This is a genomic window from Paenibacillus jiangxiensis (assembly GCF_046098255.1).
GTDB lineage: Bacteria > Bacillota > Bacilli > Paenibacillales > Paenibacillaceae > Paenibacillus > Paenibacillus jiagnxiensis.
In genome coordinates, this window is the sequence record NZ_JBJURI010000008.1 from 1 (window position 1) to 21,191 (window position 21,191).

22 protein-coding genes and 1 riboswitch are annotated in these 21,191 nt (G+C 52.0%); of the genes, 18 read left to right on the forward strand and 4 right to left on the reverse strand.

Annotated elements, in window-relative coordinates; genetic code table 11:
• Positions 1-178: 178 nt before the first annotated feature.
• On the reverse strand, positions 179-454 hold the full coding sequence (locus tag ACI1P2_RS09795) for a hypothetical protein (protein WP_355319196.1): 276 nt from the start codon (positions 452-454) through the stop codon (positions 179-181).
• 231 nt (positions 455-685) lie between these two features.
• Here ACI1P2_RS09795 and ACI1P2_RS09800 point away from each other — a divergent pair, with 231 nt between their 5' ends.
• The 7 genes from ACI1P2_RS09800 to ACI1P2_RS09830 all read left to right on the forward strand — a co-directional run bounded on the left by ACI1P2_RS09800 (position 686) and on the right by ACI1P2_RS09830 (position 9,384).
• Positions 686-2,755: a bifunctional aldolase/short-chain dehydrogenase gene (locus ACI1P2_RS09800; RefSeq protein ID WP_355319198.1), complete on the forward strand. Its 2,070-nt coding sequence runs from the start codon at positions 686-688 to the stop codon at positions 2,753-2,755.
• A 113-nt stretch (positions 2,756-2,868) separates the two neighbouring features.
• The gene (gene rhaI, locus ACI1P2_RS09805) at positions 2,869-4,089 is read left to right on the forward strand and encodes an L-rhamnose isomerase (RefSeq protein ID WP_355319200.1); all 1,221 of its coding nucleotides are present in this window, start codon (positions 2,869-2,871) and stop codon (positions 4,087-4,089) included.
• Positions 4,086-5,558: a rhamnulokinase gene (locus tag ACI1P2_RS09810; protein ID WP_355319202.1), complete on the forward strand. Its 1,473-nt coding sequence runs from the start codon at positions 4,086-4,088 to the stop codon at positions 5,556-5,558. Before rhaI ends, ACI1P2_RS09810 begins: the two co-directional genes overlap by 4 nt.
• Positions 5,559-5,579: 21 nt before the next feature.
• Positions 5,580-6,338, forward strand: coding sequence for a DeoR/GlpR family DNA-binding transcription regulator (locus tag ACI1P2_RS09815; protein ID WP_355319494.1), 759 nt, complete (start codon positions 5,580-5,582; stop codon positions 6,336-6,338).
• An 86-nt stretch (positions 6,339-6,424) separates the two neighbouring features.
• On the forward strand, positions 6,425-7,162 hold the full coding sequence (locus tag ACI1P2_RS09820; RefSeq protein WP_355319204.1) for a (Fe-S)-binding protein: 738 nt from the start codon (positions 6,425-6,427) through the stop codon (positions 7,160-7,162).
• Complete coding sequence (locus tag ACI1P2_RS09825) at positions 7,149-8,660, forward strand: LutB/LldF family L-lactate oxidation iron-sulfur protein (protein WP_355319206.1); 1,512 nt, start codon at positions 7,149-7,151, stop codon at positions 8,658-8,660. Before ACI1P2_RS09820 ends, ACI1P2_RS09825 begins: the two co-directional genes overlap by 14 nt.
• Positions 8,653-9,384 carry a LutC/YkgG family protein gene (locus ACI1P2_RS09830; RefSeq protein ID WP_355319208.1) on the forward strand — a complete coding sequence of 244 codons (732 nt, stop codon included), beginning with the start codon at positions 8,653-8,655 and terminating at the stop codon, positions 9,382-9,384. Before ACI1P2_RS09825 ends, ACI1P2_RS09830 begins: the two co-directional genes overlap by 8 nt.
• 159 nt (positions 9,385-9,543) lie before the next feature.
• Here the strand turns inward: ACI1P2_RS09830 and ACI1P2_RS09835 are convergent, their stop codons facing one another.
• On the reverse strand, positions 9,544-9,942 hold the full coding sequence (locus ACI1P2_RS09835; RefSeq protein ID WP_355319210.1) for a hypothetical protein: 399 nt from the start codon (positions 9,940-9,942) through the stop codon (positions 9,544-9,546).
• An 8-nt stretch (positions 9,943-9,950) separates the two neighbouring features.
• Complete coding sequence (locus ACI1P2_RS09840) at positions 9,951-10,724, reverse strand: acyltransferase (protein ID WP_355319212.1); 774 nt, start codon at positions 10,722-10,724, stop codon at positions 9,951-9,953.
• A gap of 309 nt (positions 10,725-11,033) precedes the next feature.
• A riboswitch (cobalamin riboswitch) is annotated at positions 11,034-11,224 on the forward strand.
• A 180-nt stretch (positions 11,225-11,404) separates the two neighbouring features.
• On the opposite strand from ACI1P2_RS09840, the gene ACI1P2_RS09845 reads away from it, so the two are divergent.
• Together ACI1P2_RS09845 and ACI1P2_RS09850 are read left to right on the forward strand one after the other, a co-directional pair.
• Positions 11,405-11,764, forward strand: coding sequence for a (2Fe-2S) ferredoxin domain-containing protein (locus ACI1P2_RS09845; protein ID WP_355319214.1), 360 nt, complete (start codon positions 11,405-11,407; stop codon positions 11,762-11,764).
• A gap of 265 nt (positions 11,765-12,029) precedes the next feature.
• Positions 12,030-12,806 carry a TerC family protein gene (locus ACI1P2_RS09850; protein ID WP_355319216.1) on the forward strand — a complete coding sequence of 259 codons (777 nt, stop codon included), beginning with the start codon at positions 12,030-12,032 and terminating at the stop codon, positions 12,804-12,806.
• On the opposite strand, the gene ACI1P2_RS09855 is transcribed toward ACI1P2_RS09850, so the two are convergent.
• Positions 12,786-12,986, reverse strand: coding sequence for a hypothetical protein (locus ACI1P2_RS09855; protein ID WP_355319218.1), 201 nt, complete (start codon positions 12,984-12,986; stop codon positions 12,786-12,788). The genes ACI1P2_RS09850 and ACI1P2_RS09855 overlap by 21 nt on opposite strands.
• A 155-nt stretch (positions 12,987-13,141) precedes the next feature.
• Between ACI1P2_RS09855 and ACI1P2_RS09860 the strand changes: the two genes are divergently transcribed.
• The 9 genes from ACI1P2_RS09860 (at position 13,142) to ACI1P2_RS09900 (ending at position 21,064) form a co-directional block, all read left to right on the forward strand.
• Positions 13,142-14,428 carry a glycoside hydrolase family 30 protein gene (locus ACI1P2_RS09860; protein WP_408976195.1) on the forward strand — a complete coding sequence of 429 codons (1,287 nt, stop codon included), beginning with the start codon at positions 13,142-13,144 and terminating at the stop codon, positions 14,426-14,428.
• 176 nt (positions 14,429-14,604) lie between these two features.
• A complete protein-coding gene (locus ACI1P2_RS09865; protein ID WP_355319222.1) occupies positions 14,605-15,210 on the forward strand; it encodes a pentapeptide repeat-containing protein in 606 nt (201 codons plus the stop codon).
• Positions 15,211-15,533: 323 nt separating this feature from the next.
• Positions 15,534-16,397, forward strand: a complete 864-nt coding sequence (locus tag ACI1P2_RS09870; RefSeq protein WP_355319224.1) for a PHP domain-containing protein — start codon at positions 15,534-15,536, stop codon at positions 16,395-16,397.
• A 32-nt stretch (positions 16,398-16,429) separates the two neighbouring features.
• Positions 16,430-17,143: a GntR family transcriptional regulator gene (locus ACI1P2_RS09875; RefSeq protein ID WP_355319226.1), complete on the forward strand. Its 714-nt coding sequence runs from the start codon at positions 16,430-16,432 to the stop codon at positions 17,141-17,143.
• A 25-nt stretch (positions 17,144-17,168) separates the two neighbouring features.
• The gene (gene phnG / locus ACI1P2_RS09880) at positions 17,169-17,594 is read left to right on the forward strand and encodes a phosphonate C-P lyase system protein PhnG (RefSeq protein WP_355319228.1); all 426 of its coding nucleotides are present in this window, start codon (positions 17,169-17,171) and stop codon (positions 17,592-17,594) included.
• A gap of 15 nt (positions 17,595-17,609) precedes the next feature.
• The gene (gene phnH / locus ACI1P2_RS09885) at positions 17,610-18,203 is read left to right on the forward strand and encodes a phosphonate C-P lyase system protein PhnH (RefSeq protein ID WP_355319230.1); all 594 of its coding nucleotides are present in this window, start codon (positions 17,610-17,612) and stop codon (positions 18,201-18,203) included.
• The gene (locus ACI1P2_RS09890) at positions 18,203-19,366 is read left to right on the forward strand and encodes a carbon-phosphorus lyase complex subunit PhnI (RefSeq protein WP_355319232.1); all 1,164 of its coding nucleotides are present in this window, start codon (positions 18,203-18,205) and stop codon (positions 19,364-19,366) included. Before phnH ends, ACI1P2_RS09890 begins: the two co-directional genes overlap by 1 nt.
• On the forward strand, positions 19,359-20,201 hold the full coding sequence (locus ACI1P2_RS09895) for an alpha-D-ribose 1-methylphosphonate 5-phosphate C-P-lyase PhnJ (protein WP_355319234.1): 843 nt from the start codon (positions 19,359-19,361) through the stop codon (positions 20,199-20,201). The genes ACI1P2_RS09890 and ACI1P2_RS09895 overlap by 8 nt, the downstream gene beginning before the upstream one ends.
• A gap of 17 nt (positions 20,202-20,218) precedes the next feature.
• The gene (locus tag ACI1P2_RS09900) at positions 20,219-21,064 is read left to right on the forward strand and encodes an ATP-binding cassette domain-containing protein (RefSeq protein WP_355319236.1); all 846 of its coding nucleotides are present in this window, start codon (positions 20,219-20,221) and stop codon (positions 21,062-21,064) included.
• Positions 21,065-21,191: the final 127 nt, after the last annotated feature.

Sequence of the window (21,191 nt, forward strand, 5' to 3'; positions counted from 1 at the left end):
AATTCGAGTAGACTTCATAGTAAGCGCCTCCTGATAGGTTTTCTAAGGGCTTTTGACCCGTCACACCCCTATCATACGAGGCGCTCCTGTTTTTTTCAAAGACGAAATCTTAGCATACACAGGAATGTTTACATTTGGCACCCTCTTGTTTTTACCCAAATAGGGTCGCTTACAACCGTTAGATTTTTTTCGCTCTTTTACGCTGTTGCGCACCTGTCCCCCGGTCAAGCACCGATTTCGGTTTTTGAGCCCAAAATAAAACGGAAAACGTTATTGCCAGCAAAGCTGCTGTATTGCCTGTCCCGGCATCCAGCAGCTTTGTTTTTATTTTCAACGGAAATGAAGCATACAAGAATAACTTTCTTCTGCACGGTGGTCTGTCTTCTTTGAAAGCGCGTCGATCGGCATTTTTTTCAGACTTGATTGAACAGAGCCATCCAATCCGCCCTGTCAAGCTTGTAATGATTTATGGACTGGCTTCACTTTATCGTATTCCAAAAATAAAACACTACATTAGGGTTGTTTTCACATCGGCGAGAATCTATTGAGTTACTTTTTTTATTGAGAATACTTTATTTATTTTTGAATTATTTTGTTATTTTATATTTTCAAAAGTAAACAAAGATGATATAGTCATATCAAGCGCTTGATAACGATTACAAAACAGATATTCGGAGGTATAATCATGGTACAGAGCTTATGGGACTCATCTAAAGCATCCGAAATTCCGGAAGGGCTGGAGCAACTGGTTTACCGTTCCAACCTGATCGGCGCAGACCGCCGGGTATGTAACTGGGGCGGCGGCAATACGTCCAGCAAAACGGTCATTCGCGATTTCCGCGGCCGTGAAATAGAGGTGATGTATGTCAAGGGAAGCGGCTCCGATTTGGCCACCATGAAAGCAGGTAATTTTACAGGTTTGCGCATGGAGGATATTCGTCCCTTGTTCGAGCGGGATGAAATGTCTGACGAGGAGATGGTTGCTTACCTGGCCAACTGCATGGTGGATGCCAAGCATCCGCGCCCTTCGATCGAGACGCTGCTGCATGCCTTTCTTCCGTTCAAGCATGTGGATCATACGCATCCGGACGCGATTATCAGCATTTGCTGCGCGGATAATGGCCGCGAGATTGCCGCAGAAATTTTCGGAGACCGATTTGTATGGGTGCCATACGTAAGGCCAGGCTTTACACTGTCCAAAATGATTGCCCAGGGCGTGCTGGATAACCCGAAGGCTGAGCTGGTATTAATGGAGAAGCATGGCCTCGTAACATGGGGAGATACCTCGGACGCGTGCTACGCCAAAACGATCCAGATCATTAACGAAGCCGAGAGTTATATCGAAGCTCGTGTGAATGAAGAGAAGCTGTTTGGCGGCAGACAGCATGCGGTATTGTCAGGCGATGAACGCAAACGCATTGCTGGACAGATTTTGCCGTCCGTACGCGGAGCAGTCAGCGACGAGAAGAAAATGATTCTTACCTTTGACGATGAAGAGGATGTGCTGCAATTTGTCTGCAGCCGTGACGCGGCAGAGCTTTCCCAGGTCGGTGCGGCTTGCCCGGATCATCTTGTACATACCAAGGTGGTGCCTCTGTATATCAACTGGACACCGGACGCCGCGGATATAGAAGGATTAAAAAAGCTGCTGGCTGAAGGCATTGCGGCATATAAAGAACAGTATAAAGCTTATTTTGAACGCAACAAAAATGAAGGTGACGTCATGTTTGAGGCTGCGCCGCGTGTAATTCTTATCCCGGGACTCGGCATGATCAACACGGGCAAAAGCTGGGCCAACTCCAAAGTCAGCGGCGCTTTGTATCACAGAGCCATTGCAGTTATGCACGGCGCAACAGCCCTGGGAAGCTTCGTCTCTTTAAGCGAAAATGAATCCTACAACGTTGAATATTGGCCGCTGGAACTGTATAAGCTGTCCCTGGCACCTGCTGAAGCGGAGTTTTCCCGCAAGGTCGCTTTTATTACGGGCGGAGCCGGAGGTATCGGCAGTGAGACTGCACGCCGGCTTGTCGAGGAAGGGGCTCATGTTGTGCTGGCCGACCTCAATTTGGAGGGGGCCGAGAAGGTGGCGGCTGAAATTAATGCCAAATACGGGGAAATGAGGGCGCTCGCCGTTAAGATGGACGTCACGGATGAGGAGCAGGTGAAGGCAGCGTACGCAGCAGCCTCGCTAGCGTATGGCGGGTTGGATATCATCGTCAACAATGCAGGGCTGGCAACCTCAAGCCCGTTTGATGAGACCTCATTAAAAGAATGGAATCTGAATATCAATGTGCTGGGCACAGGTTATTTCCTGGTGGCACGCGAAGCGTTCAAGCTGATGAAGGAGCAGGAGCTAGGTGGAAGCATGGTGTTTGTAGGCTCCAAAAACTCCGTCTATGCAGGCAAAAACGCAACGGCTTACAGCTCCGTCAAAGCGCTGGAGGCGCATCTGGCCCGCTGTATCGCGGCGGAAGGCGGGCAGTACGGAATCCGGGTCAATACGATTCTGCCCGATGCCATTCTGCAGGGCTCTACAATCTGGAATTCCAATTGGCGCAATGAACGGGCAGCAGCCTATGGCATTGAGCCTGATCAGCTTGAAGAGTACTACCGGAAGCGTACGACACTGCTGGTCAATATTTACCCGCGCGACATCGCGGAGGGCATCGCCTTCTTTGCTTCCTCCAAAGCGGAGAAGACGACAGGCTGTATGCTGACCATTGACGGAGGGGTGCCGGCGGCGTTTACCCGCTGAGCAGGCACAGGTGAAAGGCGCAAATACATCCTTGCACCGGCGGTTGACGCGCTTTAGTTGCTGAAACCGCCGGACAGTTGATTTAATATTACGAAGATTCAGGAGGATTCAATATGAGCGACAAAGCTTACGCCTTGTTTGAAGAGCAGCAGCAGGCACGAGGTATCCGTCTTGAAGAAGTGAAAGCCCGGTTGAAGGAGCTTAAGATTGAGACCCCTTCCTGGGGGTACGGGGATTCCGGTACACGCTTTAAGGTTTTTCAAAAAACAGGGGTGCCGCGAAATCCCTTCGAGAAGTTCGAGGATGCCGCGCAGGTGCACAAGGTCACTGGATTATGCCCCTCGGTAGCCATTCATATTCCATGGGATAAAGTGGAGGACTACAGTAAGCTGCGCAGTCATGCGGAAAGTCTTGGCCTGCGTATCGGGGCCGTGAACCCGAATCTGTTCCAGGACGATGATTATATGCTGGGGAGCGTGACCAATAGTGACGAGGCGATCCGCCGCAAAGCGATCGGTCATTTGCTGGAGTGTGTGGATATCGCCAAGGAGACGGGCTCGAAGGATTTAAGCCTGTGGTTTGCGGACGGTACGAACTATCCGGGACAGGGAGACATCCGCCGCCGCAAACGCTGGATGCTGGAAGCGCTCAGCGAAATGTATAAAGCGCTTACACCTGAAATGCGCATGTTGATCGAATATAAGGCGTTTGAGCCTGCATTTTATCATACAGACATTGCGGACTGGGGCATGGCTTACAATTATGCCGTCAAGCTGGGGCCGCAGGCGGCGGTGCTGGTGGACACCGGGCATCATCTTCCCGGCGCGAATATCGAGCATATTGTCGCTTATCTGATTGACGAGCAGCGGCTAGGGGGCTTCCATTTTAACAGCTATAAGTATGCGGACGATGATCTGGTCGTCGGCTCGGTAAATCCTTATGAGCTGTTTCTGATCTTTTATCAGATCCTGAACGCAGCGGGTGACGAGGACGCAGCTATACGGAGCACGGTGGACGGCATCGCCTATATGATCGATCAATCCCATAATATCGAGCAGAAAATACCTGCCATGATCCGCTCCGTGCTGAATGTGCAGACCCAGTATGCAAAGGCGCTGCTAATCAATCATGACGAGGTGGCTGATGCGGCTGGCCGGGGGGATGTGCTGGGCGCGGAGGATGCCGTACGCAAAGCGTTTGAATTTGACGTAACCCCGCTGCTGCAGGCGGTGCGCGAGGAACAGGGACTGCCGGTTGATCCGATGAAGGCTTATCACTCGAGCAGCTATCCGAACGACATTCTGGCCAGAGGCAGAGGCGGTGCAAGCTGGTGAATATTCTGGCCTACGACCTGGGGGCGAGCAGCGGCAGGGCGCTGCTCGGCCGCCTGACCGGCTCGAGGATCGAGGTGGAGGAGGTTCACCGTTTTGCCAATGACCCTGTCAAAGTCGGAGAACGGCTGCAGTGGGACATTTTGCGACTTTATCATGAAATCAAACAGGGGCTGCTAAAGACGAAGCATATGGGAGTGCAGCCGCAGAGCCTTGCCATCGATTCATGGGCGGTGGACTTTGGTCTGATCGGCAGAGACGGGGAGCTGCTTGGCAATCCTTATCATTACCGGGACTGGCACACGCACGGGGTTATGGAGAGCATGTTTCAGTCGGTCCCGAAGCAATATATTTTCGAAAGAACGGGTATCCAATTTCTTGCGTTTAATACGATTTATCAGCTGGCCGCCATGAAGCAGGCGGGATCGCCTTTATTGAGAGAGACAGACCGTTTTCTCATGATCCCTGATCTGCTGCGCTACTTTCTGACCGGAGAAATGCTGAATGAGTTCACGAATGCCACCAGCACGCAGCTGTTTAATCCATTGACTGGAGACTGGGATTGGGAGCTTATCAACCGTATCGGAATACCTGGCTCCTGGTTCGGGCGGGTGGCTGATCCCGGGACAGAAGCGGGGAGAATCCGCTCCTCTGTCATGACAGACCTCGGTATTGAGGCCATTCCTGTACTTACTGCCGCTGAGCATGATACAGCCTCCGCCGTTGCGGCCGTGCCTGCACTTGAACGCTCATTCGCTTATCTGAGCTGCGGCACCTGGTCCTTGATGGGAACAGAGGTGGACCGCCCTGTAATCAACGAAGAAACGCTGCGTTTTAATTTTACCAATGAAGGCGGCGTAGGACGCAGCTTCCGTTTATTGAAAAACATTATGGGCCTTTGGATCATTCAGGAACTAAAAAGAGAATGGGAGCGGGAAGGACTTGCTTACTCCTTTACCGAAATAGTCCAGTTAGCAGAACAAGCCCCTGCATTTGCCGCATTTATTGATCCTGATGACGAATTGTTTTTGCACGCAGGTGATATGAGGTCACGCATCCGGCAATACTGCCGGACAACAGGTCAAAGCCTGCCGGACGGACCGGGCGAGCTGGCCCGCTGCATATTTGAAAGCCTGGCTTTGAAATACCGCTATGTTTTGGAGCTGACGGAAAAGCTGTCCAATCAGCACTTTAACGGTCTTCATATGGTGGGCGGCGGCATTCAGAATGCCCTGCTCTGTCAATGGACGGCCGATTCCATCGGCAAGCCGGTATGGGCCGGGCCGGCGGAAGGAAGCGCCATCGGCAATTTGGCGGTGCAATGGATCGCACAGGGTGTCTTCTCGGATATTTGGGAGGCGCGGAAGGTGATCCGTGAATCTTTCCCGGTGGTGACTTATGAGCCTTCCGGCAGGGAGGCGTGGGAAGAGGCATATGGCCGTTTTCGGCAGATTGCAGGGCTTGCAGATTAACGGTTTGGAGTGAAGTGTAACATGCTGGTCGCAGAACGATATGAAAAAATAGTGCAGCTGGTTAACGAAAGAGGAAGTATACGGGTATCGGAGCTGAGCGCGCTGTGCGAGGTGACGGAGGAAACGATCCGCAGGGATCTGGACCGGCTGGAGGAAGCGGGCAAGCTGCGGCGTTCGCATGGCGGCGCGGTCAGTGTGAAGGATGAGCAGCCGGAGCTTCCTTTTTCAGAGCGTGAGATTATGCATGCTGAAGAGAAGCGGCGTATTGCGGAGGAAGCGGTGAAGCTGATTCAGCCGAATGACCGCATCCTGCTCGATGCGAGCTCGACGGCATGGTATATGGCATCCAGACTGCCCGATGTTCCGCTGACCGTACTGACGAATTCGATTCGGGTGGCGACTGAGCTGAGCGGCAAGGAAAAAGTTGATGTCATATCCACCGGCGGCCTGCTCGCTAAGCGCTCCCTGTCTTATGTCGGTCCCCTGGCCGAGCGTTCCCTGGACGCTTATTACGTGGATAAACTGTTTCTGTCGTGCAAAGGAGTGCATCTCACCCGCGGGGTGAGCGAATCCAACGAGCTGCAGGCGAGGGTGAAGCAGAAAATGGTGGGAATCGCGGATCAGGTCATTTTGCTGGCTGATGCAAGTAAATTCGGACAGCAGGCCTTCACCCATGTGATGGACCTGAAGCAGGCCGACAGCATGATTACGGACCGGGGAATCGAGGACAAGGTGCTGGCCGGGCTGGCCGAGCTTTCCATTCCCGTGACGATAGTATAGCTATACAGTCTGAGCCAAGCCCGGAACGGTCCGGGTTTTGGCTTTTTCTCCATTTCGGGACGTTTTTACAAAAGAGGTGTGATCATATGAAGGTTTCGTTATTTATCACTTGTTTGAGTGATGCTATATACCCGCAGGTCGGAGAAGCGATGGTGCGACTGCTGGCAAGGTACGGGATTCGGCTGGAGTTCCCTAAGGTGCAGACATGCTGCGGACAGCCTTCCTACAATAGCGGGTACTGGGAGGAGACACGCACAGCCGCCAAAACATTGCTGGAAGCGTTTGATGACAGCGATTTTGTTGTCTCCCCTTCAGGGTCATGCACCTACATGATTCATCACTATCCGGAGTTATTCAAGGATGATCCGTATTGGCTGGAGAAGGCGCAGCGTCTGGAAGAAAAAACATATGAGTTTACACAGTTTCTGGTGCAAGTCCTGGGCATGACCGATATGGGGGCGGTTTTTCCGCATAAAGTGACTTATCATCCATCCTGCCACGGCAGCCGCCTGCTCGGTGTCAAAGATGAACCCATGCAGCTGCTGAGTAGTGTGCAGGGACTTGAGTTGGTACCGCTTCCTTTTGCGGAGGATTGCTGCGGCTTTGGCGGCACGTTTGCTGTGAAAATGTCCGATATTTCGGGGGCTATGGTCACGGAGAAGGCGGATCATGTTCTGGAGACGGAAGCCTCCGTGCTGGTTGGCTTGGATATGGCCTGCCTGATGAATATTGCCGGTAATTTACGCTACCGGAACGAGCCTGTCCGGGTGATGCACCTGGCAGAACTGCTTTACGAAGGAGTGATACAGCATGAGCGCAGGTAACTCGATGGCCGTTGACGTGAAGGATCGAGCCAGTCAGGCGCTGAAGGATGAATTTCTGCGCAATGCGGTGAAATTTACGACCGAGCGGCTGCGCAACGGCAAAAAAATGGCTTCGGAGGAGCACGGTAACTGGGAGGAATGGCGGGAGCGGGGACGACAGATCCGGCTGCATACGATCGCCCATCTTGATTATTATCTGAACTTGTTTGTGGAAAATGCCCGCGCCAACGGGGTTCACATTCATTTTGCCGATACGGCGGCCGATGCGGTGAAGATATCCTTGGACATTGCGGCACATAACGAGGCTCGCAGCGCGGTCAAATCAAAATCGATGGTATCCGAAGAGCTGCATCTGAACGAAGCTTTTGAGCAGACTGGCATTGAAACGATCGAGACGGATCTGGGGGAGTATATTATTCAGCTCGCGGGCGAAGCGCCCTCTCATATTGTCATCCCCGCTATTCATAAGAACAGGTATCAGATCGCCGAGCTGCTGTCGAAGGAAGCGGGCGAGCAGTTGGAGGCAGACACGACCGTACTGGCGGGATTTGTGCGCAGAAAGCTGCGGGAAAAATTTCTCGCGGCAGATATCGGCATGACCGGCTGCAACTTTGCGGTTGCGGAGACCGGATCGATGGTGCTGTTTGAAAATGAAGGCAATGCGCGTATGGTGTCCACCGTGCCGCGGATACAGATCACCCTTATGGGCATGGAGCGTATCATCCCTTCCTGGGCTGATCTGGAAGTCATGGCGACGCTGCTGCCGCGCTCGGCAACAGGCCAGAAGCTGACGATGTATATGTCAGGCATTACGGGCCCGCGTCGAACTGGGGATGCGGATGGTCCGGAGGAGATGCATATCATCATTGTGGACAACGGACGCTCCAACCAGCTTGGCGATCCGGAATTCCAGGAGCTGCTGAACTGCATCCGCTGTGGCGCCTGCCTCAATGCCTGTCCGGTGTATCGGCACATCGGTGGCCATGCCTATGGCGGAACCTACAGCGGGCCGATCGGTGCGGTGCTGACCCCGGCGCTGAACGGCAACGTGGCCGAATGGAACGACATCGCCAGCGCATCCAGCCTGTGCGGCGCGTGTTACGAAGCCTGTCCCGTAAAAATCCCCCTGCACGATATGCTTGTCTATCTGCGGCGGCGCAAGGTCGAGAGCGGACATGGCAACAGGCTGGAAGGGATTGGCATGAAGGGCTTTGCGGCCGTGGTCGCCAACTCGAAGCGGTTCAGCACGGCGGTGCGGATGGGCCAGCTAGGCCAAAAACCGCTCATCAGGGAAGGGGGCATTTTCCTGAAGCTTGGCCCGCTAAAAGGCTGGAACAACTACAGGGTTGCACCGTCTCTTGCGAAGCAGAGCTTCCGTCAGCGGTGGGAGGAGCTGGAGCGTGACGTACGAAGCTCGCTTCCACAGCCGGACCCGGCGCTGCAAAGCCGGATGGAAGCTATTTTGCAGCAGCGGGAAAGGGGGGAGCGGCATGAATAGCCCGCATCAGGAATGGCTGGAGCGAATGGAATCCCAGTCGCGCGTGAAGCAGGAGCAGTTTATAAACGGCATTGCTGCGAGACTGAAGAGGCCGCGCCTGACCGAACCACCGCCCCATCCGCTGCGGGGAGCGCCGGAGTTCTGGCAGGCGTTCGAGTGGAGCGAGCAGGAGCGAATCGACCGATTTGCCGCCAATTTCAGCAGTGTGGGCGGACATGTGGCCAGACTGGCAACGATGCAGGACGCAGCTTCCTTCATCGCCGACAAGGCTGCTGAAATGGGGGCAAGAAACGTTCTCAGGCAGGACCAGCCGGAGCTGGCGGCGCTTGAACTGGAATCCGCCATTCCCGGCGTGGACATCTCTGTCTGGAACGCGGAGCCTGCGGATTCATGGAAAACCAAAGCAGCCGACGCGGACTTCGGTGTTGTTCTAGCGGATTATGCTGCTGCTTATACCGGTTCGGTGACTGTGCTTTCTGCACCGCATAAAGGCCGCTCCGTAAGTCTGCTTCCCACCGTACTTATGATTCTTATTCCGGTGGAGCGGTTGAAGACCCGATTGGGAGAAATCCTCACGGAATTTGATCGGGCAGGGCGTGAGCAGCTGCCGGCGGGCATTCACTTTATTTCAGGCCCGAGCCGATCCTCGGATATCGAGAATGACCTGACAATCGGCGTACATGGGCCGGGGATTGTCTATGCTTTGATCATCGGGGGCTCGTGATCAATAGCCGTAAATAAAAGAGTAACGTCTATCGACGTACATTCAATAAAGACAGCCGCGTTTAGCAGAAGTTTTTATTGTGATATTTAGGAAGCTTATTCAGAGAAGTTTAAGCCTTAAGCGGAACCCACTCTCGCTTAAGGCTTTTAACAGTTTCGATTATTTCCCAGGAAAAGCAGCAGAGCTTCTTGCTTCCCGTCTGAGTTTAGGCCGCTTTGGTTTGGGTAGGGGACCGAAGAAAATGGAGGCATAAGGAAGATAGCGTCCGGCCATGGATACCACGAACCAGGCAAGGGTCAGCGCCAGTATGAAGCCGCCTGCATACCAGAGATGGAGCAGCCAGGCCGTGCCGGTTTGCGGCGAGAAATGACGGTACAGCAGCAGAACGAGTGGGTGCAGCAAATACACGCCGAATGAAACCGAGCCCAGCTGCGCCAGCCCGCGCCCAAGGGCGAAACGCCCCTGATGGTATACCACGGAGGCGATTTGCAGCAGTACAAGTACGCTTAGCGAAGCGTAAATGTTGTACAGCAGCTCGTAAAGAAGCGAATTGTACAAAACACCGTTCAGACCGTCTCATACCAGATGTACACATGGGCCAGCCCTACCGCCAACCATAGAGTCCAGAGGAGGCCCCAGACAGCGATTCGTGTTCCTGAAGCATGTTCTTTGCGCACAATGAGCCATTGTTTGATTTTCGGATAGTAGATGCCGAGCGCAGAGCCGAGCATGTAATATGCCATGTAAGAAAGTACCCAGCTGCCGCGGTTCTCCACCTGAAAGTAATACTTGTTGGCGATCACAAAAGCCCACTGCAGCACAAAGCCAATCACAACCGTCCAGCTGCGCAATCTGCGAAACCTTTTGAACAGCCACAGGAACAGCGGGAACAGCAGATAAAACTGCGCATTTATAAATACAAAGTACAGATGGGTGTAGGCCTTGCCGGTAACAAGCTTGGTGAAGAAGGAGCGGATCAGTTCTCCCGCATCCATGCCGGGGCCTCCAGCGGATGCCTGCAGCAGGCCGAAATAAATCAAAGAAAAAACGAAATACGGCACCAGGATATACAACAGCCTTTGCTTATAAAAATGCTTGATCAAACTGCTGCTGAGCGGCCGGTCCAAATAGTTGTAAAAAAGCACAAATGCGCTAAGCGCAATAAACGTGGATGTTCCGAATTTCAGGAAGATGTTCAGAAAGTTATAGAAGAAATAATAGTGAGATCCAGTCAATTGCAGTGTGGCAGACGACGTAGAATGGACTATAATGACTCCCATAATCGCAAATGCCCTGACAACCTGCAGCTCAGGGACTTTTTCTTTCTTAGCAGTGCTCATACACGAATCATGTCCTTTCGGTTTCTAAGTGCCATTTCATTAAAACGCATTTTTCTGAAATGTAAGAAAGAATTTACTGGAAATTTGCTGAAAGGTTCTTTGTAGACCTAGATGGATATGCAACCGAAAATAAAGGCCGAAGACTTGACAACCAGTAGTTGAAAATTGGATTGACCATAAGTAAGGATACAAAATGTATTTAACGATATCGTATTCTATTTGTTTTGTAGGGAGGAGATGAGCAAAGCTGTACAACAGTCAGTTCAGTGAGTCCGTATAAATGCTCGTCATTCTGTCCCGGGTCCGTTATAATGGAAGCATCTCGCAGGTGCCCCGGCCGTAAGGCAGGGGTTAAAAGGGAATAGGGTGAAAATCCCTAGCGGTCGCGCCGCTGTAACCGGGGAGCCTCCTTCCATACATGTCACTCAGCATTACTGGGGAAGACGGAAGACAGGCGCCGATCCGGGAGCCAGAAGACCTGCCTGCAGGTTCGCATCAGCCCTTCGCGGTTAAGGAACGGTGTACATAATATGGAGATCGGGACCCGTATGTGGTCTGCGGTCTGTTCTCTTATGTACTCTTGCCCTCTGCCTTTTGCGGTCTGAGGGCTTTTTTGGGTCAACATGAAGCCGGACACGGAGAGGCTTATGCGAGATCACGGTGCATGGGAGAGGATATGAATGGAGCAAGTGGCAACGAAAAGAAGAGTGCTCGGCCAGGTTATGATCTGCAACGGCTGCTGCTGTGGTCGGACAGAGAAGGGAAAACCGGGCATCCCGCTCGACAGGCTGAAGAGCAGATGGAAGGAAGAGAAGCTGCTTAAGAGCATCCAGCTGACGGTAACCGGCTGTCTTGGTCCTTGCGATATTGCCAATGTCGTATCGATTCAGACGCCGGATGGTCCGGTGTGGTTCGGTGGTATTAAAGAGGAAGACCTTTATGATGAATTACTGGAATGGGCGATCGCCTCGCGGGATCAGGACAAGCTGCTGGAGCTGCCGGCCAATCTTCTGCCTTACCGGTTCGAGCGTTTTCAGTAAAGTAACAAAATATGAACAACACAAACCTGCCGCTTTAAGGTGGGTTTGTTGTGTTGGCTGGGACACGGTTTCAGCTTCGGGCATGATATCTTCTTTTTTATATATTTAATGAATGAAACGAGCCATAACTTGACAGCGTAAATAGGGAAGGGAATGACGGTACAACTAAAGCCGGATCAAAATCCTCTGTTTTAACCGAAACTTAGGTTTAAAGCGGGAAGTTTGTCGTAATGAACATACTCTTAATAAGAGAGGAGAAGTACTGTTGGAATCCATTTGGCTGGAGTATGCATGGGCATTACTGATTCTTATTGCATTGGAGGGTTTGCTATCGGCGGATAATGCCCTGGTGCTGGCGGTTATCGCAAAGCATTTACCGGAGGACCAGAAGAAGAAAGCCATCAATTATGGGATCATTATGGCTTTTGTTTTTCGCTTTGTCGCACTGTTTGCGATATCGTTTATTGCCAACGTCTGGCAAATACAGGCGATCGGGGCTGCTTATCTGCTATACCTGGGGTTAAAGCACATCATCAAAGCACGTTTCGGCAAGAAAAACGAGAATATTCGCGAGGACGTAAAGAAAGATGCGGCAGGAAAAGGCTTTTGGCCAACCGTAGGAAAAATTGCTATTGCGGATCTCGCCTTTGCGATTGATTCCATTCTTGCTGCAGTGGCTCTGGCACTGGGGCTTCCCGATTCACCGCTTGGGGATTTCGGTGGTATGGACGGCGGACAATTCATCGTTGTATTGCTTGGCGGAATCGCCGGGCTCGTCCTGATCAAATTCGCGGCCACATGGTTTGTAAAACTGCTCGCTCAACGGCCAGCACTGGAGACCACGGCTTATGCAATTGTGGCATGGGTCGGTGTCAAACTCGCCGTGATTACTCTGGCTCATGAAGATATTGGTGTGTTGGATCATCATTTCCCGCATAGTACAGGCTGGACCCTTGTCTTTTATGGTGTCTTGGTTGCGATAGCACTTCTCGGATGGTTTGCGCCATCGAATAAAAAACAGTCACAGACAGATCTGCCATAGATTCAACCTTTCGGTAAAGCGTTTGGCAGAATAAATTGCCCCTGTTATAATGAGTTCACATCCGTGCTGGTTCAGCGCGGATTTTTTTTGCAGCAAAGCTTCTTGCCATGCGACGAAATCACCTTGGATTTGGGCAAATTTCACGCGGTTTAGATCATCTGTTTTTCCCGGCTTCTGCATTAAAATTAGATCAAGCTAAAGAACGACGCCATGCTTGTAAAGCCACAAAAGAAATGGGCTAACATAGCAGCGGCGCCCACTTGATCTAACCGGGAGGACAGGTTATGACAAAGAAAAATATCCGCTGGATTTCGACTTCACAGCAGCATAGATGGATGGAGAAAGAGGCCTCTGAAGCCCCGGGCGTGTCCACCAATCTGGAGCTGACCGGGGAACTGTTTCAGGAAGTGGACGGTTTCGGAGGATGCTTCAACGAACTGGGATACGTGGCATTGCAGCATTTAAGTGATGAAGACCGCAGACAGGTCTTTCACTCGCTGTTCCATCCGGAGGGAGAGCACCGGTTCAGCATCTGCAGGCTGCCCATCGGTGCAAGTGATTACGCACTGGAATGGTACAGCCATAACGAAACGGACGGCGACCTGACGATGGAGCATTTCTCCATTGAACGGGATCGTAAATATCTCATTCCATATATTAAAGAAGCGATGCAATTCAATCCGGACCTGAAGCTTTTTGCCTCTCCATGGAGCCCGCCGACGTGGATGAAATCTCCCAGAGCCTATAATTACGGAACACTCCGCTGGGAAAAGGATATTTTGCAAGCATATGCGCTCTATTTTGTGAAATTTGTGCAGGCTTATCAGGAAGAAGGCATTACCATCCACCAGATTCATGTGCAAAATGAGGTCATTGCAGACCAGAAGTTTCCGTCCTGTGTCTGGACTGGCGAGCAATTAAAGGAGTTTATCCGCGATTATCTGGGCCCTGCTTTTGCAGAGCATGGGCTGAACACGGAAATATGGCTGGGTACGATCAATGCTCCCGATCCGTGGGAAGAGCTGATCAAGAAAAGAACGACCGACTTTGATGACTATGCCTTCACGGTGCTGAGTGATCTTGAAGCCTACAGATATATTACCGGCGTGGGCTACCAATGGGCAGGAAAACATGCCATCCAGCGTACGGTGCAGAGCTATCCGGAGCTTCGGTACATGCAGACCGAGAATGAATGCGGGGACGGAAATAATTCCTGGGATTATGCCAAATACGTGTTTAACCTGTTTCAGCATTATTTTAATAACGGAGTGAATGCCTACATCTACTGGAACATGGTGCTTGAACCCAAAGGGCGCAGCACATGGGGATGGGAGCAGAATTCCATGCTCACGGTTGATCCTGCCACTGCTGCAATAACAGAAAATCCCGAATATTATGTAATGAAGCATTACTCCCATTTTGTCTCCCCGGGCTCAAAAAAGATAGGCCTCAAAGGACCTTGGTCGGGCAAAGCTTCCGCATTCCTCCTGCCGGACGGGCGCAAAGCCGTGGTGATTATGAACCCGTTCAAAGACAAGCGTGTTCTTGGTCTGTCAGACGGTAACAGCGTGTTCCAAATCGAAATGGAGCCTGAGTCATTTAATACGATCCTATTGGAATAAGCACTACATGGTGTATCTGGCATTAAGCTGCAGCAGCCCTATATGGAGGAGATCCGCGTTAAGCGGTTCTCCTTTTGTGATTTGACTCCCTTTTTCCAATGCGGAATAATTAGAATAACGTTACGGGCAAATGGACAATGGACCGTACAAATTCAGCTTGCGCGGGGAGAGATGACATGTACCAGTACATAGACGAAGCATATAGTGAGGTTGATTTTAGCAACAAGGAATTAAGAGAAGGAGAGCTCATCCGCTGCACCTTTATCCGCTGCCGCTTCAGGGGCGCGTCCCTTGAGGAAATTACAACAGAGGGCTGCCGTTTTGAGGAATGTGATTTCAGCGGCGCGCAGTTGAATGCATCCATTCATACGGAATCGGCCTTTGTGAACTGCAAGTTCATGGAAGCGAATTTGTTCGTCGCCAAGTTTGAACAGTGTAAAATGACGGGCTCGGACTTTGTAAAAGCCAACCTGGATGGTGTCACGTTCGTGGCGGGAGACTGGTCTTACGCGAATTTTCGGGGAGCGCAGCTGGCCAAACAGGATTTGCGCGGATTACGACTGGAAGAAGCGGATCTGTATGGAGCCAATCTCGAAAAGGCCGACTTGCGCAAGGCTGATCTGACCCGGGCACAGATGGCGCAAGCCAAGCTGCAGGGGGCCGATCTGCGTGGGGCCATAATGGAGGCCATCGATTTCCGCTCCATGGATGTGAAAGGAGCGCGAATGGATATGCATCAGGCGGTGGCCTTTTTGCGTTCCTATGGGGCCAAAGTGGATTAAGATGTATCTTCAAAAACTGCATATAATTTTGGAGATAAAAGGAAAAACGGCTGATTTCAATCGAACAGCCGTTTTTTTTGTTTGCCGGAAATCTTACAAAACTGAACCTACAATTTACACTCCCCTGACCATGGCAACTTGGCATCAAGTTAGACTATGTCCGTAAAGCGGTACGAGACCAGGATTATGCTTCCGAAGTAGTTTTGTACGAAGAGATATCGAGGAAGTAACGCTCACAAAACTTAGCGTATGCTTCCGAAGTAGTTTTGTACGAAGAGATATTCAAGGAAGTAACGCTCACAAAACTTTTAGGGGGATTTGAAATGAAGGTGGAATTGCACTGTCATACCCGCCTTTCGGATGGCTCCTTTACTTTTGCAGAAGTGATGGAGTTGGCGGCTGCCGAGTCGGTTACTCATTTGGCGATAACGAATCATGACACTACGGCAGGTCTGCAAGAAATGGCGGCTCAAGGCAGAGAGCGCGGGATTGAAATCATTCCGGGTATCGAGATTTCGGCCTACGATTTCGACAGAGGCCGCAGAGTCCATATTTTAGGCTACGAGATTGAGACGGGGGACAGCGGAATAGCTGAATTATGCAATCCGCTCATTGAACGGCGCCATGAGGGCTGCAGACGTGCAGTAAAAGTGCTTGAGCAGCACGGATACGACATTTCCTGGGAACAGGTCTTGGCGTATGCGGAAGGCGGTACAGGCGTATACAAGCAGCACATTATGCATGCGCTCATCGACGCGGGGTATACGGACTCCATTTATGGCGACCTGTATAAAACATTGTTCTCCCGCGGCAAAAATGGAGAGGCCCCCGGTCTTGCGTACATGCCGATGGAATACGTCGGCGCAGAGCAGGCGGTCCGGGCCATACTCCAGGCCGGCGGCATTCCCGTTCTCGCGCATCCGGGGCAATATGACAGCTTTGATATCCTACCCGAGCTGGTGGCCTGCGGATTGCAGGGGATAGAGGTGCTTCACCCGCTGCATGAACCGAAGGATGAACAGAGGGCGAAGGAGTTGGCCAGGAAATATGATTTGATCATGACGGGCGGATCGGATTTTCATGGATTTTACGGTGAAAAGCAGGTCCGGCTGGGCAGTAAAAGTCCTGGACTCGAAACAGTACAAGTGATCAGGGAGCGAAAACGACGTCTGCACGCGACTACCTGACTATATTCTGAACATGAATGGGGGATCTGACGATGTCTGAAGAGATTGAAATTATGGATCATTTCATTGCAGCGATTCAAGCTGGAAAATACGAGCCGAATGACAAGCTGCCTTCCGAAAACGAGCTTGCCGACCGTCTCAAGGTTCCGCGCATGACGGCACGCCGAGCCTACGAAAGACTGCAGGAGCTTGGATACATCTACTCCATGCAGGGCAAGGGCAGCTTCGTGAAGGACAGACAGCAGCAGATCCCCCTCATACTCAGCAATGCCAAAAGCTTCAGCCAGAAAATGGTGGAGCTCGGGTTCAATTATTTGTCCAGGAATGTGTTGTGTGAAAAAGTGGGCTTCAATCCGCAAATCTTTGCGCTGCTGGGAGTCTCGGAGCATGACGCTGTCTACAGAATCGACCGGCTCCGAATCATTAATGATCAGCCTATCGCGCTGCATAGCTCATACGTCCCGGAAGCTCTTTTTCCGGATATCAGACATGCCGGCAAAGAAATAAAATCCATGTTCCAATATTACAACAGCAAGGGGTACACCGAGTTTCAATCTGATGGGACCCGGCTCAGCGTGACTTATCCGGGCAGGCATGAACGGGAGCTGCTTGATTGCCCGATCCTCGTTCCCCTGCTTGTGCTGGAATCGTCCTGTGCCGATAAAGCCTCGGGACGCATGCTGGAATACAGCAGAACTTTGTACAGGGGAGATTCATTTACGTACGTCATTGGAAACAACCATTAGAATGACGCAGGACTGGAGGTTGCACATGAAACGAAAGCAGAGAACGGAAATACTTATCGGCAGTCCGTCAGGCTTCATGAAGGCACTTGCGGAGGAAATCGTGAACAACTACGAAACCTCCGTGATTGAAGAGCCGAATCCGGGGCTGGTGATGGTTAAGGTGAGGGAAACGGCAAAGCAAAGTCTTTTCTATCTCGGAGAAGTCTTGGTCACGGAGTGCAAGGTGCAGGTTCAGGGGGCGACCGGGATCGGTCTGATCAAGGGAGATGACAGTGAAAAAGCTTATTTTCTGGCGGTTATCGATGCGGCCTATGCGGCAGGCTTGAAGGAAACGGTGCGTTGGGAGGAGCTTCTGGGAATGGAGCAGGAAAAGCAGGCCGTGGAGCGGACGCACAGGCAGCGGAAGCTGCAGCTGACCAAGGTCAATTTTGAAACGATGGACAGCGATTAAGGGGGGAGCTCATTCATGCTGAATCAGGTGCACGACATACAACAGGTTTATCGAAAAGTAGTGGACGCTTTATCCAGACCGGGGAGAGTGCAGGATCTTTCCGACGTGGCTGGAAAAGAAGAGCGGCGCAAGGACATCTACCCGGCAACGCTGGTGCTGGCCCGAATGCTGCTCGATACGGAGGTCACATTTAAAGTATTCGCAGAAAATGAGGAGGAGCTGACACAGCTTATCCGCAGGTTGACCTACGCCAAACAAGCCGGGGCAAGCGATGCGGATTATATTTTCATCGCTCACACCGCGCTTGACGATCATTTGAACGAAGCGCTGCATATGGCGAAAATCGGAGACCTGGACAATCCTCACCAGTCGGCGACTCTGATCGTTGAATTGCCGAGCGTATACGGTGGAGAGCAGCGTATCCTGAAGGGACCCGGCATTGAGCACACTGCTGTCTGTGCGGCGCAGGCTCCTGCCGGATGGGAACGGGTCCGTGAGGAGCGTAATCTGGAGTATCCACTGGGTGTTGATCTGATCTTTACGGATGCTGCCCAGTTGCTGCTTGCCCTGCCCCGCACGACCCGGATTGAGATGGAGGTGCAGCATTAATGGGATACGTTGCAGTCAAGGGCGGAACTAAAGCCATTGAGGAATCGCTTAGACGCATTCAGTATGAGCGGCTAAAGCATGGGAGAACGCTGGATATCCGGGACATTCAGGCCGGAATGAGGCAGTTGATCGATCAGGTAATGTCTGAAAGCAGCGTGTACAGTGAATCATTGGCGGCGCTTGCGATCAAGCAGGCGGAGGGTAGCCCCGAAGAAGCGGTATTTTTGCTGAGAGCCTATCGCTCAACGCTTGCCCGCAAGCATTATTCGAGAACAGTCACCTCGGATCAGATGCGGGTCGAGCGCAGAATATCTGCCTCATTCAAGGACATCCCCGGCGGACAAATGCTTGGAGCCACGACCGACTACTCGCATCGTCTGCTTGATTTCGAGCTGGGGGACGAGACGGAGGAGAGTGTCAGGGAATGGCTTGCTCATTTTGAAAATGGGGGCGAGGGCAGTCTTGAGGATGCGTCTCAGGAAGATGTACGCCCGGAGCAGGCCCCACATGAACAGCTTCCCAAAGTGCTGGATTATCTGCGCAGGGAAGGGCTGATCCCGGAATGTCCTATCGATGATGCCGAACCGGACGATATTACGCGAAAGAGCCTGACATTCCCGGCAAGCCGGAGCGAAAAGCTGCAAATTTTGTCACGCGGACAGACAGGGGCTGTAACCTCTCTCGCTTACGCTGTCATTCGGGGGTATGGCAACGTCCATCCAACGGTGGGAGAGCTTCGTGTAGGATATCTGCCTGTGTGCGTGGACAGTCCGTTAGAGGCTGCGGATTCTGAGGAGGATGCTTACTATATCGGGGAAATTCAAGTGACAGAGGTGGAGATGGTCGTTCCGGACACCGTGGATAAAAGAAACGGCAAAAAGGAGCTTCAGCTCGATTTCGGCTACGGCCTTTGTTATGGACAAAACGAGACGAAAGCGATCGCCATGAGCATATTGGACAAAAGCCTTGCTGCCGGAGATAAGGCCATACCGACCCAGAATGAAGAATTTGTGCTCTTTCATATCGATTCCGTGGAATCGACAGGTTTTATCTCTCATTTGAAGCTACCGCATTACGTTACGTTCCAGTCCAAGCTGAACGATATACGCAAGATCAGGCAGGCAGAATCAGCGAGCACGGAAGAGGAGAATCAGTATGCATAATTCATATCATTTTGCCTTTTTAGATGAAGGGTCCAAAAGGGAAATTCGCCGGGCAACACTGAAAGCCATCGCCATACCGGGGTATCAGGTACCGTTTGCTTCCCGGGAGATGCCGATCGGGCGCGGATGGGGCACGGGCGGTCTTCAGCTTACACTGTCGCTGATCGGGGAGAATGATGTGCTGAAAGTCATCGATCAGGGCTCGGACGAATCCGTGAACGCCGTCAACATCAAGAAGCTGATCCAGAAGACGACGTCGGTACGTACGGTGGAGGCTACCGAGGAAGCGACGCTGATTCAATCCCGCCACCGTATTCCGGAAGTGCCGCTGCGTGATGGACAGATTTTAGTCCTTCAGGTGCCGATGCCTGAGCCCTTGCGCAGATACGAGTCCAGCGAACGGCAGACCAAACGCCTGCATGGGGAAAAAGAATACAGCGGCGCCTGGCTCATGCTGTTCGAACAGCTGATGAAGTATGGTGGCATTTCAACCGGCGCGGATCACCCGGTCATGGTCCATGACCGTTACGTCATGGCGCCAAGTCCGATTCCGAAATTCGACAATCCCAAGCTGCACAGCTCGGACGCGCTTATACTGCTCGGGGCGGGCAGGGAAAAGAAGATTTACGCCGTTCCACCGCATACCAAGGTTGTGTCGCTTGACTTTGAGGACGTGCCGTTTGCGCCGGAAAGCTTCGCTGGCAAAAGCTGCATACAGTGCGGGGCAGAGCATGTGTTCATGGATGAGCTGTACGACGCCAATACGGACACCACTTATTACCAGTGCAATGACACAAGCTATTGCCTGTCCCGATTGAACAGGAAGTCTTCCTAAAGAAGGGGTGAAATCACATGATTACAGCAGCTGAACCTATTTTAAGTATACAAGATTTAAACAAGCAGTTTGGGACAGGATGCCCGCGATGCAGCAGCCCGTATGACCGCCGGTTGGACCGGAATTACTGCCCCGCCTGCGGCACCGTCTACTCCTGCCAGAACATTAATTTCGATTTATATCCAGGAGAAGTGCTGGGAATCGTTGGAGAAAGCGGCAGCGGGAAGTCGACCTTGATGAAATGCCTGTACTTTGATCAGGACGTTACGGGCGGTAAAGCTTACCTGAGCTCCTATAAAGAAGGAACGCGCAATTTGTTCGAGGAATCGTCCCAGCAAAAAAGATTCGTCCGCAATCAGCTGATGGGCAAGGTGTATCAAAATCCGGTGCTCGGACTGCGGCTTAACTTTTCTTCGGTAGGCAACATTGCCGAGAAGATGATCGCGGCCGGCAGCCGCAATGCCGCCGCCATGGAAGGGCGCGGCAGCGAGCTGCTCGCCAAGGTTCATATCCCGGTCCACAGAATGAAGGAAGCACCGCAAAACTTCTCCGGCGGCATGCAGCAGAGAGTTCAGATTGGCAAGGCATTGTCGAACAACCCGCCCATTCTGCTGCTGGACGAGGTGACAACAGGGCTTGATCTTTCCGTGCAGGCGAGTGTGCTTGACCTGATCAGGCATTTGCAAAGAGAGCTGAACATCAGCATTTTGCTGGTATCCCATGACCTCGGCGTCATCCGCATGCTGGCCGACAGGACACTGGTCATGCTTGACGGGCAAATCGTTGAGCAGGGGCTAACGGATCAGATTCTTGAAGATCCGCAGCATGCTTATACCCAGCAACTGGTACATTCTCTGCTGTGACGAATTTAAAGAGGTAGTTCAAAAAGTCATCTTTTGATCACGAAGGAAGTCAGGGAGCGGACTCGACATCGAATCTTGAATTCAGCCGGGCCTTCCGGTGCTCACGTACCCAACGTACGCTCCGCTC

Excerpts from the sequence above, each read along its gene's own strand:
- ACI1P2_RS09870 (WP_355319224.1), top strand. The coding sequence starts at position 15,534 with ATGAAGGTGGAATTGCACTGTCATACCCGCCTTTCGGATGGCTCCTTT.
- ACI1P2_RS09815 (WP_355319494.1), top strand. The coding sequence starts at position 5,580 with ATGCTGGTCGCAGAACGATATGAAAAAATAGTGCAGCTGGTTAACGAA.
- rhaI (WP_355319200.1), top strand. The coding sequence starts at position 2,869 with ATGAGCGACAAAGCTTACGCCTTGTTTGAAGAGCAGCAGCAGGCACGA.
- ACI1P2_RS09845 (WP_355319214.1), top strand. The coding sequence starts at position 11,405 with ATGGAGCAAGTGGCAACGAAAAGAAGAGTGCTCGGCCAGGTTATGATC.
- ACI1P2_RS09855 (WP_355319218.1), bottom strand. The coding sequence starts at position 12,986 with ATGCAGAAGCCGGGAAAAACAGATGATCTAAACCGCGTGAAATTTGCC.
- ACI1P2_RS09895 (WP_355319234.1), top strand. The coding sequence starts at position 19,359 with ATGCATAATTCATATCATTTTGCCTTTTTAGATGAAGGGTCCAAAAGG.
- ACI1P2_RS09865 (WP_355319222.1), top strand. The coding sequence starts at position 14,605 with ATGTACCAGTACATAGACGAAGCATATAGTGAGGTTGATTTTAGCAAC.
- ACI1P2_RS09820 (WP_355319204.1), top strand. The coding sequence starts at position 6,425 with ATGAAGGTTTCGTTATTTATCACTTGTTTGAGTGATGCTATATACCCG.
- ACI1P2_RS09890 (WP_355319232.1), top strand. The coding sequence starts at position 18,203 with ATGGGATACGTTGCAGTCAAGGGCGGAACTAAAGCCATTGAGGAATCG.
- phnH (WP_355319230.1), top strand. The coding sequence starts at position 17,610 with ATGCTGAATCAGGTGCACGACATACAACAGGTTTATCGAAAAGTAGTG.
- ACI1P2_RS09860 (WP_408976195.1), top strand. The coding sequence starts at position 13,142 with ATGGAGAAAGAGGCCTCTGAAGCCCCGGGCGTGTCCACCAATCTGGAG.
- ACI1P2_RS09825 (WP_355319206.1), top strand. The coding sequence starts at position 7,149 with ATGAGCGCAGGTAACTCGATGGCCGTTGACGTGAAGGATCGAGCCAGT.
- phnG (WP_355319228.1), top strand. The coding sequence starts at position 17,169 with ATGAAACGAAAGCAGAGAACGGAAATACTTATCGGCAGTCCGTCAGGC.
- ACI1P2_RS09875 (WP_355319226.1), top strand. The coding sequence starts at position 16,430 with ATGTCTGAAGAGATTGAAATTATGGATCATTTCATTGCAGCGATTCAA.
- ACI1P2_RS09800 (WP_355319198.1), top strand. The coding sequence starts at position 686 with ATGGTACAGAGCTTATGGGACTCATCTAAAGCATCCGAAATTCCGGAA.
- ACI1P2_RS09900 (WP_355319236.1), top strand. The coding sequence starts at position 20,219 with ATGATTACAGCAGCTGAACCTATTTTAAGTATACAAGATTTAAACAAG.
- ACI1P2_RS09830 (WP_355319208.1), top strand. The coding sequence starts at position 8,653 with ATGAATAGCCCGCATCAGGAATGGCTGGAGCGAATGGAATCCCAGTCG.
- ACI1P2_RS09840 (WP_355319212.1), bottom strand. The coding sequence starts at position 10,724 with ATGAGCACTGCTAAGAAAGAAAAAGTCCCTGAGCTGCAGGTTGTCAGG.